Below are 15,331 nucleotides of genomic sequence, written 5' to 3'. Positions count from 1 at the left end.
TCAGCTCTCCTCGCCCTTGTTATGCGCGGTCTTGTCTCTGACCGCCGCCTCTTCGCCGACAGCAAGGATCGGCCCCTCGCCGCGCGCCGGGTCGTTCTGCGCATTGCCGTCTTGCGGCTGCTCGCCCTGAACATCGTCGCGCTCATCCTCCAACACATGGCCGACGACCGGTTTGCGCATCATCGCCAGAATGTACCAAGTGCCCGCGCCGAAGACGAAGAAATAGACCACAATGAAAGCGATCAGGGAGGTCGCGACCGCGGGTGCCTCAATCGGGGCAAGGCTTTCCGAGGTCCGCAACAGCCCGTAGACGGTGAAGGGCTGCCGCCCGACCTCGGTCGTGATCCAGCCCGCCAGCACCGCCACAAAGCCGGTGGGGCCCATCAGCAGCGCCAGACGGTGCAACATCGGCGCATCGTAAAGCCACCCGCGCAGCCGCGCGAAGGCCGCCCAAAGCCCCAGCCCCAGCATCGCAAAGCCAAGCGCGATCATGATGCGGAAGGACCAGAAAACGATGGCCACCGGCGGCTCATCCGCGTCCGGGATCGTGTCCAGCCCGTCGAGCGGCGCGTTCAGATCATGCTTGAGGATCAGCGACGACAGTTTGGGGATCTCCACCGCGTGGTCGATGCGCTTTTCCTCGGGGTTCGGGATGCCAAAGAGGATCAGCGGCGCGCCTTCGGGGTGGCTGTCGTAATGCCCCTCCATCGCCATGACCTTGGCGGGCTGATGCTCCAGCGTGTTCAGCCCGTGCATATCGCCTGCAAGGATTTGGAGCGGTGTGACTAGCAAGAGCATCCACATCGCCATGGAGAACATCCGCCGCGCTGCCGCATCCGCACGGTCGCGCAGCAGGTGCAGCCCCCCGACGCCGCCGACGACCAGCGCCGTGGTGAGATAGGCCGCCAACACCATATGCACCAAACGGTAGGGGAAGGAGGGGTTGAAAACGATCGCCCACCAATCCTCGGGCACGAATTGGCCTACGTCATTGATGGCAAAGCCCGCAGGTGTCTGCATCCAAGAGTTCACCGACAGGATCCATGTGGCCGAGGCCAGCGTGCCAAGCGCGACCAGCGCTGTGGCGAACATATGCAGCCCGTCACCCACCCGTTTGCGGCCAAAAAGCATGATGCCCAGAAAGCCCGCCTCAAGGAAAAAGGCCGAGAGCACCTCATAGGCCATCAGCGGCCCGACCACCGGCCCCGCCTTGTCAGAGAAGACCGACCAGTTGGTGCCGATCTGGTAGGACATGACGATGCCCGAGACGACCCCCATGCCAAAGGCCACCGCGAAGATTTTCTTCCAGTAGTTGAAGAGCTTCAGATAGGTCTCTTCGCGTTTCCACAGCCAGAGCGCGTTGAGCACGGCCAGAAAGCTCGCCAACCCGATCGAGAAAGCCGGGAAGATGATGTGGAACGAAACCGTGAATGCAAACTGCACCCGCGCTAGGATTTCGGCGGTGTAACCGTCGAGCATATGAAGCCCCCGCGTATTGTTTCCTGACCTATATAGGACCGGGCGGCGGGAGCGGCACAGGCTAAATTGCCGCAGTGCTTGGCCCGCGCTCTAGCTGTCGAACGTCACCACGACGCGCAGCCCCGGCGCGTTGTCGGCAAGCTCCAGCCTTGCCCCATGGAGTTTCGCCACCCCATCGACCAGCGCCAGACCCAGCCCATGACCCGGCGTGCCCCGGCTGCGATCCAGCCGGTAAAGCCGCTGCAACACTTTGTCGCGGTTCTCAGCCGGAATGCCGGGACCGCCGTCCGCCACCGTGAGCGTGACCTGCCCCGCCGCCTGCTTCAGCGCGACCTCTACCGCCTCGGCATCCCCGGAATGGCGCAGGGCGTTCTCAATCAGATTGGCCAGCAATTGCCCCAAAAGCGCGCGGTCACCGGTGACATGAACAGGCGTTTCGGGCAGATCGCAAAGCAGGTGTTTGCCCTGCTCCCCTGCTGCAGGCTCGTAAAGTTCGACCATGGTGCGGCATAGCGCGGTAAGGTCGACGGAGGCGAAATGCGCGCGGGCCTCGCCCTGCTCCACCTGCGCCAATTGCAAAAGCGATTGAAAGATCGCGGCGATGCCCTCCAACTCGGCCCGGGCACGGGCCAGCGGTTCGGCGGGGTCCGCGCCCGCAGCCTCGGCCCGGTCCAGATCATCAAGATGGACAGAGACACGCTGAATCGGGGTCTTCAGATCATGCGCGATATCAAGTGACACCTGCCGCAGCGCCGCGACGGACGTTTCCTGCGCCCGAGCCATCTGGTTCACCGCCTCACCGATGCGCAGCAGGTCATCCGACCAGCGCGGCCCCGGCGCGACCCTTGCGGCCAGATCCCCCGTTGTCAGCCGGTCTAGCGTGGCGCGGATCACCTCCACATGGCGTTTGGAGCGGCGGGCAAGGATCAGCCCGCCCGACAGCGCGATCAGCACCGTGGGCAGCAGGCTCACCAGCAGGATATTGACGAAAACCTCGCGCAGGGCCGTGATCTCGGCCCGGCTGCGCGCGATGGTCAAAAGCCCGCCATAGAGCGTGTCGGTCAGGGTCAGGTAAACACCCCGATACTCCGCCCGCGCCGCGCCGATCGAGACGATGTGATAGCCCTCGTTATCCCGCGCGATGGCCCCGTTGCCGTAAATGCGCCCGTTGGGACCAATGTAGCTGAGGATCAGCCGGTTCGGGTCGGTCTCACGCGATTCCGCCTCGACCAGCCGCGCGAGGGCAGCGGCGCCGGGGGCGGCGCGAAAGCCTGCCATGTCCTGCGCCAGATCGGCGCGGATCGCTTGCTCGAAGGACCGCTGGGTCACGGCATAGCTGGCCGCGAGGCTGAGCAGGCTGACGATGGTGAACAAAAGCACCAGCAAAAGCGCCAGACGCAGCGGCATCGACCGCCAGAGCCCCGCCAGCCGCGCCCTCACGCGTCGATCCTATAGCCAGCGCCGCGCACGGTCTGAATGAGTTCGCTGTCAAAGGGCCGGTCGACCTTGGCCCGCAACCGGCTGATATGGGTCTCCACCACATTGGTCATCGGGTCGAAGGAAATGTCCCAGACCGCCTCCAAGAGCATGGTGCGGGTCTGCACCCTGCCCTTGCGGCGCAAGAGATGCTCCAAGAGGGCAAACTCGCGCGGCAGCAGGTCGATCTCTTGCCCTGCCCGCGTCACCCGGCGGCTGATGAGGTCCATGGTCAGGTCGCCCGCGCGCAGGGTGGTCTCCTGCTCTAGCGCCTGCGGACGGCGGGCCAGCGCGTTGACCCGCGCCGAGAGCTCTCCGAAGGCGAAGGGTTTGACCAGATAGTCATCCGCCCCGGCATTGAGCCCGTCGATCCGGTCCTCCACCGCGCCCATGGCCGTAAGCAGCAGCACGGGCGTGGTATTGCCCGCCCCGCGCAGGGTTTTCAGCAGCGTCAGCCCGTCCAGTTCGGGCAGCATCCGGTCAAGGATCAGCACGTCATATTGCCCGGTGGTGGCCTGCACCAACCCGTCGCGGCCATCGGCCACCACATCCACCGCATGCCCCTCCTCGCGCAGACCGCGCGCGATATAGGTGCTGGTGGTGGTATCGTCTTCGACAACAAGCAGTTTCATCGTGTCCTCATGTAGGATTGCCGATGAATTATGCCAAATTCGCGGCCCGTGCAGCCCGCAGTCGGCAATCTCACAAATTTGTATAGGGCGCGGCAAGGCACTGTAAAACCGCAGGTCCAGATAGGCTCCCGGAACGACCGAATGCACAGCAAGGAGCATGCAATGACCAAGACCCTTTCCAAAGCCCCCCGCGCCGCCGCCCTTGCGCTGAGCGCCGCGATGGCCGCCACGCCGATGCTGGCACTGGCCCCCTCGGCCGCGCTTGCGGTCCCGCCGGGCGGCTATGCCGACCTTGTCGAGGCCGTCTCCCCGGCCGTCGTCTTCATCGAGGTGACGGGCAAGCAGCAACAGGCCGTGGCCCAGCAACAGCTGCCCCCCGGCATGCCCGAGGAACTGCGCCGCCGGTTCGAGCACATGCTGCCCGGTCAGGATGGCGCCGCCCCCGCCCCGCGTCAGGGTCTGGGCTCGGGCTTCATCATCTCCGAGGACGGCCAGATCGTGACCAACCACCACGTCGTCGCCGGCGCCGAGACAGTGACCGTGAAACTCGCCGATGGCCGTAAGTTCGACGCGGAAGTGGTGGGCAGCGATGCGATGACCGACATCGCGCTGCTGAAAGTCTCTGCGGATGTGGACCTGCCCAAGGTCGACTTCGGCACATCGAAAACCCTGCGCGTGGGGGATGAGGTCGTGGCCGTGGGCAACCCCTTCGGCCTTGGCGGCACCGTCACCTCGGGCATCGTCTCGGCCTTGTCGCGCGATATTCAGGCAGGCCCCTTCGATGACTTTATCCAAACCGACGCGGCGATCAACCGCGGCAACTCCGGCGGGCCGCTGTTCAACAACGACGGCGAGGTCGTGGGCGTGAACACCGCGATCCTGAGCCCCGGTGGCGGCTCTGTTGGAATCGGCTTCTCGGTGCCCTCGGATCTGGTGCAGACCATCGTCGCCGATCTGGCCGATGACGGTTCGGTCGAGCGGGGCTGGCTGGGCGTGCAAATCCGGCCCATGACCCCCGAGGTCGCCAATGTGCTGGGCTATGACGAGCCGCGCGGCGCGGTGATCGAAGCGATCACCGAAGACAGCCCCGCCGCCAAAGCGGGCCTTAAGAAGGGCGACATCATCCTGTCCTTCGGCGACACAGAGGTGGACGATCTGCGCGACCTGACCCGTGCGGTGGCCACCACCACGCCCGAGAGCGCGGCAGAGGTCGTCGTGCTGCGCAAAGGGTCCGAACAGACCCTCGACGTGACCGTGGGCGCGCTGGAACCCAAGCCGGCGTGATCCACGCCTTCCCGGCGCCCCTCATGCCGCCGGGAAGCCCCAACCCTTCGCCCTCGCCGAGGGCTGGGCAGCCTGCCCCGGTGGTCCTGCACTGCCGGGGCTTTTTATGTCCCCTCGCCGCCATCACCTTCGCCTGATGGCGCATTGTGCATATGGAACCGCACCAGTTCCGCCACGGAATTCGCCTCAAGCTTGCGCATCACCCGCGCGCGATGCACCTCGACCGTCTTGATAGAGATGTCCATCTCGCTGCCGATTTCACGGTTCGACAGCCCTGCCGCCACACGTTCGAACACCCGATGCTCCTGCGGGGTGAGCCGGGCCAGAAGCTGCGCGTTTTCGACCTCTGCCGCCTTGCTCTTGCGCCGGGCCGCATCGGACTGAAGGGCGGCGTTGATCAGGTCGAGCATGTTTTGGTTGTTGAAGGGTTTTTCGATGAAATCCACCGCCCCCGCCTTCATCGCCGTCACGGCGGTAGAGACATCGCCGAAGGCCGTCATCAGGATCAGCGGCAGTTTGATCCCCCGCGCGTTCAGCGCCTTTTGCAACTCCAGTCCGCTCATCCCCGGCATCCGCACATCGCTTACAAGGCAGCAGCAACCGCTGTCCTCATAGCTGTCAAGGAACGCTGCCGCCGATGCAAAGGGAATGGCGCGCAGCCCGACGGAGCCCAGCAACCACACCAGAGACTCCCGCACCGCGGCGTCATCATCGACGACGTAAACGATCCCTTCTTGCGACATTCTACTTTTGCACCTCCAACGGCAGACGCACGGTCAGGCAGGCGCCCTCGGCATCGGATTTCGTCACGGCGATCGTTCCGCCATGGGACAGAACGATCGTTTCGCAAATCGCCAGCCCCACGCCAAGCCCCTTGTCCTTGGTCGAGCGGAAGGCGCTGAACGCGGTCTGCGCGGGCATGTCCGGGGCAAAGCCGCGCCCCGCGTCGGCCACGTCGATCACGATTTCACCGGCTTCGCAGCGCGCGGTGACCGACACTTCGGCATCCGCACGCTCCGCCTCCCGACAGGCGTCGATGCCGTTCTTGATCAGGTTGATCAACAGCTGCTCGATCTCGATCCGCGCGCAATGCAGGGCGACTTCGCCACATTGATCGTCGATGGTCACGGCGACCCCGGTGGCCGAGCTCTCTGGCTGGATCAGCAGCTGCACCGAGCGGAGGATATCGTCAAAGCGGACCGCATCGCGGTCGGCATCGTCGTTATGCAGATAGTTCGACATGGAGCGCAGGATGGCGCTGGCCCGTTCAGATTGGCTTTGCATATTGTTGAGCACGGCGATCATATCCTCTCTCTCAAGCTGGTCGTTCTTGGCACGCAGCACGCAGCCTGCGGCAAAATTGTGAATAGCGGCTAAAGGCTGGTTCAACTCATGGGCGATGGCGGCGGTCATCTGGCCCAGAGTTTCGCGCCGGTTGAGCAGTTGCAGCGCCGTTTCATGCCGGTGCAGCCGCTCTTCGCGCTCGACCTTTTCGGTGATGTCGGAGGCGATGGTCAAAAGCCCGCCCGCGGCCACGGGGTAATCCGTCACCTCCAGCCAACGGCCCGTCGATGTCCGCGCGCGAAAGAACTTGGCCGGGGCGTTGCGCCGGTCGCGCCGCTGCGCGCTCCAGCGGGTCTTGCCTTCGGTGGTCGTTGCCATTTTGCCGGTCTGGGTAAAATGGGCGAGCAATTCATCAAAGTGTTTGCCGATGATATCGCCCTCCATCCCGGCATAGGTCGCGCGATATTCCTCGTTGCAATAGACCAGACGGTCGCTGCTGTCGAAGAGCGCCACCATGGTCGAGATATTCTCGAAAGCCAGCGCCAGAGCCTCCAGCGCGCTCTTGCGCTCGGTCTCGGCGGTGGCGATTTCGGTCATGTCGAAACAGGTGCCGCGATAGCCTGCCAGTTCTGCTTGGGCATCGAAGAAAGGTTTGCCCGACATGTCGATCTGCCGCGCCCGCCCCTCGCCCGAGGGCAGGATCAACCGCAGATCGCGAAAGGCTTCTCGCGCGGCGAAGCGCTGTTTTAGCAGGTCGTAATCGCCTTGGTCCTTTGCCACATTGGCGTCGGAAAGGGTTTTGCCCAGATCGAAAATCGGGGTTTCGCTGTCGGTCTGACGGCCCCCGCCCGACAGAAAGGTGAAACGCCCTTCGGCGTCCATTTCCCAGACCCAATCGGTCGCGCTTTCGGTGAAGTCGCGAAAGCGGGTTTCGCTTTCCACCAGTTCGGTCAGCACGTTTTGCTGATCCGTCACATCTTGGATCGCGGCCAGCAGATGCACATGACGGCCCCGGTCCAAACGGCGAATGCAGGCCCGCGCTTCGATCTGGCGTCCGCTGGCGGCAAGAAACTTGACGTTCTCCACCACATCGCGCGGGCGGCTGCCTGCCATATGAACCATATGCAAGTTGTTACGGATCGTGGCGCGGCTGCGCGGCTCCACGAAACTCTGCCCCTGCTGCCACATCTCGCGCAGGTTTTGCGCGTCGCGGCCCAAAAGCGCTTCCACCTCGGGCGAGGCATCGACCAGCGCGCCCTGCTGATCCCACTCCAGATAGCCGATCCCCGCCACCTCTGCCGCAAGCGCATGTTTCGCCGCGCTGACCTCTGCCTCATGCACCGCGTCCTGCACGGCGGAGCGGTCCATGATCATGACCAAAACGCCCACCACCTGCCCCCGGTCGGACAGCGGCTGATAGACCGCCGCCCCTTGGGTGCGGTCCAGCACGGGGCGCGAAAAATCGAAATGCCATGTGACCTGCCGCCCGGCCAAGGCCTTTTCCAGGTTGTCCGAAATCTCCTCCAGCAGGTCCGGTGGTACGATCTGCGACAGGTGTTTGCCCACGATCTCATCCGCTGGCCTGCCGAAGGACGCGCAATAGGCGTCATTGACAAAAGCATAGGTCATATCAGGCGTGAGAAAGGCCGCTTGCACCGGCAAATGGTCGAGGAAGTCGGGCAATCTGCGCCGTGTCTCATCGGTATTGGCGGTGTTTTGCAGCTTGCGCCGGTTGCGCATCACGCGCCAGACCTGCGCCACCAGCACCGCAAGCGCCGCCACCGCAAAGACCAGTTCGATCGGGTCGCCATAGGCGCCGCCGCGCGGGGCCGATGCCAAGACCACGACGATATAAAGCGCCAAGACCGCAACCGCGCCCCCCACGGCGAAGCGGTTGATCGCATCACCGATCTGCTTGGCGATCATCACGCCGGACAAGACGATCCCGCACAGCGCAATCAATGTAAACGCCGCGACCAAGCTCATGCGCACCTCTACTTTCCCTCAAAAGGTCGGCTTTTTCCGCCCCCCTGTCTATTGGGGGAAACCCTGACAAGGGCCGATTAAACCGCCTCGTAGAACGGGTATACGACGGCGCGCCATAAATTCGTGAAAATATCTTCCCCAATTTCAGCAGCTTGTTCCCAGCTATAAGGGATAACCCTGACCCGGCTGGGGCTTTGCCCAATTGGCGGCGCAATTTCAGGCCGGTAGCTTGTGCTCACCCCACGGAATTGGCCGTGTGATTTATGGTCAAAACGCGGATTTTGCAGTGACAGATAGTGAAACCCCACCCTCGAAGCCCTCTGACGAAAAGGCAGAAAGCAAGACGCCCACGCAGGCCGATCTGATGGAGATTCGCAGCCTCTACGCTCAGGCCGACGCGATGGCCGAAGCCGCTGAGAAAGCAGGCAAATCCGACGGTGAAGAGCAGCCTGCCGCGGCCCCGCCCCCACCGAGCGCCGAACAGGGTGATGAACGAAATGACGCGGGCTAAGCGCCGAGACCGCTCACTTCGTACTGTTGGACACCACATGGTCACTGTCGATCCCGCCCAACGAATGAAACAGTCCCGACGTATTGCTGACCCCGAATTTCTTGAGCAATTTGGCGCGATAGACCTCTACCGTCCGGTGCGAAATATCGAGGTTGAGCGCGATTTGCTTGCTGGTCAGCCCCTCTGCCAGATGGCTCAGGATCTCGCGCTCGCGCCGGGTCAGCGGCAGGTAGGGCCGTTCGGCAGAAAGGTCCGCAAAGCTCCAGACCGCACGGTCGAGCGGGCGCTCGGGGGTGAAGGAATGGCCGCGCACCCGGCACCAGAACAGGCTGCCGTCGCGCCGTGCCATGATGCGCTCGTCCCAATAGGTATTGGTCTTGCGCAGCTGGTCCACGCCGCGGTCGCGGATGTTTACGAACTCTTCATCCGAGGGGTAGAGAATGGCGAAAAGCTGGTCGCGCAGATCGCCGCGCGCATAGCCGAACATCGCCGCGAAGGCGTTGTTGCAATCACGGATGCAGCGGTTCTCGGTCACCACAAGCCCGACGGGCGCATGAACAAAGGCAAGCTCTTCAAAGCGCCCCTGCGCAAAGCAATCGTCGGTACGTATTTCCACCATCTTGCTCCGTCTAACTCTATTTCCGATGCTGAAACCGCAAGCTAGTCGACGGGAGGAGGCGGCGCAACACGGCGCTGGCCCGTGCAGGGAGGACGCGATGCTAACACGCAAGCGCATGGCGGACGCGCCATGATCGCGCGGGGCGCGGTCGCGCGGGTCCGGCTAGCAGGGGCAAGGGCGCGGGTGGCATCACCCGCGCTATGCCCATGCTGACCCGGAAAGGCACGCGCCAATGACCGCCCCCCAGTTCCACTTTGTCCCCGTAATGGGCCATGAGGTGCATGTCGCCGAATGGGGTGATCGCCAGAAGCCCGCATTGCTAATGCTGCACGGTCTGGCCCGCACCGGGCGCGATTTCGATGAGGCCGCCGCCGCCCTGTCGCGGGATTTCCATGTGCTCTGTCCCGATATGATCGGGCGCGGAAGGTCGAGCTGGGCGCGAGACCCTGAGGTGGAATATTCGGTCGAACATTACGCGCAGATCGCGACGGGGCTTTTGGATCACTTCCAGATCGACCGCGCCGCGTGGTTCGGCACCTCTCTGGGCGGCATGATCGGGATGCATGTCGCCTCTAGCCCCGAGGCGCAGCGCGTCAGCGCCCTGGTGGTGAACGACATCAGCCCCGAACTGCCCGAGGCCGCGGTGCAGCGGATCCTTTCCTATGTGGGCAGCCTGCCCGCCTTCGACAGTTTCGCCGAAGGAGAAGCCTGGCTGCGGCAGACCTATGCCCCCTTCGGCCCGGCGGCAGATGCCTATTGGCAGCGCATGGCGCGGTCGTCACTGCGGCGCCGTGGAGATGGGCGGCTGACCCTGCATTATGATCCGCGCATCACTGTGCAATTCACCGCCTCGGCGCATGAGTTGTCGACATGGGACCGTTGGTCACGGACCCGCACGCCCACCCATCTGCTGCGCGGCGCGCAGTCGGACCTGTTGCAACCCAAGGCCGCACAGCGCATGACGCAAAGCGGCCCCCGGCCCGACATGACCGAATTCCCCGGCTGCGGCCATGCCCCCAGCATGTCCAACCCCCAAGATATCGCCCTGCTGCGTCGCGTTCTGGTTGAACTATTGGGACAATCCGCGCCCTCATAGGCGCGATTTATGCAAAATTGACGCTACCGCCCCGGCATTTGCATGCGTCCGGGTATTTTCCTTGCGTCAACAAAGAACTGTGCGGTCTAATGCCCCCGGGGCGTATCCGGCCCTCAGAAGGCCGGAGCGTGGAGGATAGGGACCATTTTGGGCAAAGCCGGCATGGAAAAGATCAGAAATGCGCTGTCTCAGCGTGCGAAACGGATTGTCGTGCTGGTCGCGCTCTGCGCCGTTGTCCTTGGCTTTGGCCACCGGATCGAGACTCTGTCCTACCAGACCTACATGCAGGATCTGGAACTCGACACCACCTTGGAGCTGATCGAAGTCCGCGAACGGATCCGCGCGGATATCTTCGAGCAGATCCTGAAACTGCGCGAATTGGCCACCGTCATCAGCGAGAACCCGACGATCACCCAATCCGAATTCAGCGCCCGCGCGGCAGAGTTCATGGCCGAGAACCCGGATGTCATCAACCTCGCCGTGGCCCCCGACCTCGTTGTCACCATCGTCCACCCCTATGAGGCCAATCGCGGCGTGCTGGGGCTGGACTACCGCCAGAACGCCGCGCAATTGCCGAAAGTCGAACAGGCTTTGCAAAGCGGCGAGGGTCTGGTGACCGGCCCGGTCGATCTGGTGCAGGGCGGGCGCGGGCTGATCCTGCGACATCCGATCTTTGATTCAACCGGCACCAATGCCGCACCGGACACGCCTTGGGGCATCCTCTCGATGGTGGTCGATTACGACGCCCTCGTCACCCGGTTGCAAATCCCCGAACTGACCGAGAAATACGATCTGGCCATCCGCGAGTTGACGCCAGAGGGAGAGGTCGAACAGACCATCATCGGCGACCCCGAACTGACCTTGGTCGACCCGATCAAGCTCGACTTCAACTTTGCCTTCGGCACTTGGCAACTGGCCGCCACGGTCAAAGGCGGCTGGCCAGAGCACCGCCCGGACTTCTGGCTGAACTGGCTCTTGCGTCTGCAAGGCGCGCTCGGCGTTACGATTTTCGCGTGGTATATCATGCGGCTGACCGACAACCGCAAACTTGCCGAAGAACGCCTGCGCACCGGCGTCGAAGCTTTGGACCACGGTTTTGTCATGTATGACGCCAAGGGCACCTTGGTGCTTTGCAACGAAAAATACCGCGAGATTCATGGCTATAGCGACGTGGTGAAGCCCGGCTCGACCTATGAAAAAATCGTGCGGGACAGCATTCGCCGCGGCATGGTCCCCGATGCCATCGGCAAGGAAGAGGAATGGATCCGCATCTGGCTGGAAAAGCGGGAGAACGGCGCCTTCGAGACCGAGCAGCGCATGCCCGATGGTCGCATCATCCGCACGTCGGACCGGCGGATGAAGGACGGCAGCGTCGTGGGTCTGCGGATCGACGTGACCGATCTGAAAAAGGCGCTTTTGACCGCCGAGGACGCGAACAAGGCCAAGACAGACTTCATGGGCGTGCTGAGCCATGAGCTACGCACGCCGCTGACCGTCATTCTGGGCCATGTCCGTCTTGCGCGGCATTTCGACCGGACCCCGGCAGCGCGTGATCTATGCGCCGCCATCGAGGCTGATCCCCAGACCCGCGAAACGCTCTCCCCCAAGCTGTCGGCGACCATGTCCAAACTGGGTGACATCATGCAAACGGTCGAGCGGTCGGGCAATCACCTGCTGACCCTGATCAACGAGGTGCTTGACTTTGCCAAGATCGACGCGGGCAGCCTGTCCATTGCGATGGAGCCGGTGCAGATTGACGATATCGTCACCCCGACCGCAGATCAGCTGCGCCCGATGGTCGAGGACAAAGGGCTGAAGTTAAAGGTGAAATCGGCCAGCGGCGTGATGCTGGCGGATGGCAAACGCATTCAGCAGGTGTTGATCAACCTGCTGAGCAATGCGACGAAATTCTCCGACGAAGGGACCATTTCGCTGACCTGCCGCATCCGGGGAGAGGTGGTGGAATTCCGCGTGACGGATTCCGGCATCGGCATCCCCGAAGATGAGCTTGAGCGCGTTTTCGAACCCTTCCATCAGGTCGATTCCACCGCCACCCGGCGCTTTGGCGGCACCGGGCTGGGCCTTGCGATTTCGCGCGACATCGCCACCGCCCATGGCGGCAGCCTTGTTGCGACCAGCATCATGGGCAAGGGCAGCAGCTTTTTGCTGACCCTGCCCCTGCGCCCTGCCATTGCCCTCGCCGCCGCCGAAGCGCGGGAGGCCGAGGTGGCTTGAACGCCGCGCCTCGGCTCTTCGATATCGCGGCTCACCGCGCGGGAAGGTGCTCCACCACTTGCTCCTGCTCGCCCAGCCCTTGCACGCCCAGCCGAACCCGGTCGCCGGGGCTGAGATAGCGCTGCGGTTTCAGCCCCATGCCCACGCCCGGCGGGGTGCCCGTGCAGATCAGGTCGCCCGGCTCCAACTGGATGAATTCCGACATGTAGGAGATAATCGTCGCCACATTGAAAATCATCTTTTCGGTAGAGCCGTCTTGCAGCCGCTCGCCATTGATCTCAGTCCAAAGCGACAGCTTGCCCGGATCGCCCAGCTCATCCCCCGTCACGAGCACCGGCCCTGTCGGGCAAAAGTTGGGAAAGCTCTTGCCCTTGACCCATTGCCCGCCCCGCTCGGCCTGCCACGCGCGCTCGGACACGTCGTTGACGACGCAATAGCCCAGCACATGATCCAGCGCCCGATCGCGGCTGACGTTCAAGGTGGTGCGCCCGATCACCACACCCAACTCGACCTCCCAATCAAGCTTGCTCATCTCCTTGGAATAGAGAAGCGGATCGTTCGGCCCGCAATAGGTTCGGCTGGCCTTGTTAAACAGGATCGGCTCGCGCGGCACCTCCATGCCCGACTCCGCCGCATGGTCGGAATAGTTCAACCCGACGCCCCAGATGTTGCGCGGCTGGCTGACCGGTGCGGCGATGCGCTGGCCTTGGGTCTGGGCCAGCGGCAGCCCTTCCAGATCGACGCCCTTAAACACATCGCGCAGCGTCGGGATCGTCTCGGGCGTGAAGTCTGGCACAAGGGCGCTGACGTCTCGCGGCTGCCCTCCCGCATCCAGCACCACCGGCGTTTTCGCGCCGTCCCGCGCCCCGTATCGCATCAATCGCATGGTCAAATCTCCCCTCTTCGCAACCCTCGTTGGCCGTACCATAGCTGCTGGATTTACGATGACCACCGCTTTGCAAAGTGGCGCACTCGCCCCCTGCCAATCGGCATCCGTCTGCTTACCGGGGTAAAAAGTCTTGTTCTTGCCCCAATTTAGTCGTTGCGGCATTGGCAGCGGTGCCCGCGGGGATACCTTGGGTGTACATCTGCCCACGCGCCAAGACAGATGCAAAGACCACGACAGAGGCAAATATGAACGACTTTTACAACGCTTTGGCGGATTTCGACGATCCGCTGCGGCAACTCTATATGCTTGCTGTCGAACCTGACCTCTCTGTCGAAGACAAGATCGCCAAGCTTTTGCAACTGGGCACAGAGGCGCTCGACCTCGAACTTGGCATCGTCTCCCGCGTGGATCACCCGGTCTATGAATGCGTCTATGTTCATGGGCCCGATTGGGCACCCGCCCCCGGCAGCACCTTCGACATCAATGGCACCTATTGCCTGCATACGCTTGGCAACGATGATGTGACGTCTTTTCACCACGCGGGCCAGCAAGAGATTTCGGCCCATCCCTGCTATGAGAACTTTGGGCTGGAAAGCTACATTGGGGCACCGCTGAAAATCGGCGATGCGCTCTTTGGGACGTTGAACTTTTCCGGCACCGCCCCGCGCCCCGCCCCGTTCAGCAAGGCGCAGACCCAATTCGTCCAGTTCCTCGCCCGCTGGCTGAGCAGCAAGCTCTCGCGGCAATCCGAGCGCCGCGCGCTGCGCGAACAGCGCGGGCTGCTCAAGGCGATGGTCGATGCCGTGCCCGAGGCAATCATCATGGCCGATCCCAACCGCCGCGTGGCCATGGTGAACCCGGCGGTCGAAACACTGTTCGGCTACAGCCCCGACGCGCTTCTGGGGCGACAGACGGCGGTTCTTTACGAGACCCTCGGCAGCTACGAACGTATGGGCGAAGAGCTTTCGAATGCAGGCACGGCCAGCAAGGAAAGCGGCTTTACCGTCGCCTGCCGCCGCGCCGATGGCTCTACTTTCGAGGGGCAAGTCGCCACCGCCAAGGTCGAGACCGACCGCGGTGAGCATCTGGGCTATCTCGGCGTGGTGCGCGATGTCAGTGAGCAGCGCGAGTTTGAGCGCGCCAAGGACCAGCTTATCGCCACCGTCAGCCACGAGATGAAAACCCCGCTGACCGCGCTGACCGGGGCGCTGCGCCTGCTTGAGTTGAACCCGGACGATCTGCCGCCGCAAAAGCGCAAACTGTTGCAGCTTGCGATGCGCAACGCGCGGGCGATCGATCAGATGGTGGGGGATATTCTGGATGTCGAAACCCTGCGCAGACCGGATCAATCGGGGTTTTCCGAACGCCCCTTGGCACCGCTCTTGGCCCAAGCCTCGGAGACCTTGGTCTCCTACGCGAAAGAGCGCGGCGTTGGCTTGGAAATGACCCCGTCCGAGGCCCCCGCACCGCTGTTGCGGCTGCACGAAGGGCGGCTCACGCGGCTGTTGTCGAACCTGCTGTCGAACGCGATCAAAGCCTCGGACGAAGGCGGCACGGTTCAGCTTGGTCTTTCGGAAGATGGCACCGGTTTCTGGGTCAAAGACCACGGCAGCGGCCTGCCTTTGGAACTGCAACCGGTTCTTTTCGAACGGTTTTCCCGCGGCTCCAGCTACCGGGTCAAAGAGGGGCATGGGCTGGGGATGAGCATCGTCAAAGCCATTGTCGACCAACACCTTGGGGAAATCCGCTTTGAAACCGCCGAGGGCGAAGGCACGACCTTCTTCGTAGACTTCCCGCCGCTCGAAGGGCGGCCGGATGCGATGGCCGCCTCCTGACGGCG

General features: G+C 63.2%; 12 protein-coding genes. 5 read left to right on the top strand and 7 right to left on the bottom strand.

Annotation, left to right across the window (positions count from 1 at the left end):
- The 3 genes from CUR85_RS10440 to CUR85_RS10430 form a co-directional block, all read right to left on the bottom strand.
- Complete coding sequence (locus tag CUR85_RS10440; RefSeq protein ID WP_067265529.1) at positions 1–1,479, bottom strand: cytochrome ubiquinol oxidase subunit I; 1,479 nt, start codon at positions 1,477–1,479, stop codon at positions 1–3.
- Between the two features lie 90 nt (positions 1,480–1,569).
- Positions 1,570–2,919 carry a sensor histidine kinase gene (locus CUR85_RS10435; protein ID WP_067265527.1) on the bottom strand — a complete coding sequence of 450 codons (1,350 nt, stop codon included), beginning with the start codon at positions 2,917–2,919 and terminating at the stop codon, positions 1,570–1,572.
- Complete coding sequence (locus CUR85_RS10430) at positions 2,916–3,587, bottom strand: response regulator (RefSeq protein ID WP_067265524.1); 672 nt, start codon at positions 3,585–3,587, stop codon at positions 2,916–2,918. The genes CUR85_RS10435 and CUR85_RS10430 overlap by 4 nt, the downstream gene beginning before the upstream one ends.
- A 162-nt stretch (positions 3,588–3,749) precedes the next feature.
- Between CUR85_RS10430 and CUR85_RS10425 the strand changes: the two genes are divergently transcribed.
- Positions 3,750–4,871 (top strand): Do family serine endopeptidase, encoded by a 1,122-nt coding sequence (locus tag CUR85_RS10425; RefSeq protein ID WP_067265521.1) that lies wholly within the window; start codon positions 3,750–3,752, stop codon positions 4,869–4,871.
- A gap of 104 nt (positions 4,872–4,975) precedes the next feature.
- Here the strand turns inward: CUR85_RS10425 and CUR85_RS10420 are convergent, their stop codons facing one another.
- Complete coding sequence (locus CUR85_RS10420; RefSeq protein WP_067265519.1) at positions 4,976–5,614, bottom strand: response regulator transcription factor; 639 nt, start codon at positions 5,612–5,614, stop codon at positions 4,976–4,978.
- Position 5,615: 1 nt separating this feature from the next.
- Positions 5,616–8,141, bottom strand: a complete 2,526-nt coding sequence (locus CUR85_RS10415; protein ID WP_067265516.1) for a PAS domain-containing sensor histidine kinase — start codon at positions 8,139–8,141, stop codon at positions 5,616–5,618.
- Between the two features lie 286 nt (positions 8,142–8,427).
- On the opposite strand from CUR85_RS10415, the gene CUR85_RS10410 reads away from it, so the two are divergent.
- Positions 8,428–8,652, top strand: a complete 225-nt coding sequence (locus CUR85_RS10410) for a hypothetical protein (protein ID WP_136720397.1) — start codon at positions 8,428–8,430, stop codon at positions 8,650–8,652.
- Between the two features lie 13 nt (positions 8,653–8,665).
- On the opposite strand, the gene CUR85_RS10405 is transcribed toward CUR85_RS10410, so the two are convergent.
- The gene (locus CUR85_RS10405) at positions 8,666–9,271 is read right to left on the bottom strand and encodes a helix-turn-helix domain-containing protein (RefSeq protein ID WP_067265514.1); all 606 of its coding nucleotides are present in this window, start codon (positions 9,269–9,271) and stop codon (positions 8,666–8,668) included.
- A 232-nt stretch (positions 9,272–9,503) separates the two neighbouring features.
- Here CUR85_RS10405 and CUR85_RS10400 point away from each other — a divergent pair, with 232 nt between their 5' ends.
- Entirely contained in the window at positions 9,504–10,367 is an 864-nt protein-coding gene (locus CUR85_RS10400; RefSeq protein ID WP_067265513.1) for an alpha/beta fold hydrolase, read from the top strand.
- Positions 10,368–10,529: 162 nt separating this feature from the next.
- Complete coding sequence (locus CUR85_RS10395) at positions 10,530–12,602, top strand: sensor histidine kinase (RefSeq protein ID WP_136720398.1); 2,073 nt, start codon at positions 10,530–10,532, stop codon at positions 12,600–12,602.
- Between the two features lie 31 nt (positions 12,603–12,633).
- Here the strand turns inward: CUR85_RS10395 and CUR85_RS10390 are convergent, their stop codons facing one another.
- A complete protein-coding gene (locus CUR85_RS10390; protein ID WP_067265616.1) occupies positions 12,634–13,488 on the bottom strand; it encodes a fumarylacetoacetate hydrolase family protein in 855 nt (284 codons plus the stop codon).
- A gap of 248 nt (positions 13,489–13,736) precedes the next feature.
- On the opposite strand from CUR85_RS10390, the gene CUR85_RS10385 reads away from it, so the two are divergent.
- Positions 13,737–15,326 (top strand): ATP-binding protein, encoded by a 1,590-nt coding sequence (locus CUR85_RS10385; protein ID WP_280322629.1) that lies wholly within the window; start codon positions 13,737–13,739, stop codon positions 15,324–15,326.
- Positions 15,327–15,331: the final 5 nt, after the last annotated feature.

Source organism: Sulfitobacter faviae (assembly GCF_029870955.1).
GTDB classification, from domain to species: domain Bacteria; phylum Pseudomonadota; class Alphaproteobacteria; order Rhodobacterales; family Rhodobacteraceae; genus Sulfitobacter; species Sulfitobacter faviae.
Note: the sequence above shows the minus strand (reverse complement) of the source record. Positions and strands in the feature narration are given on the sequence as shown.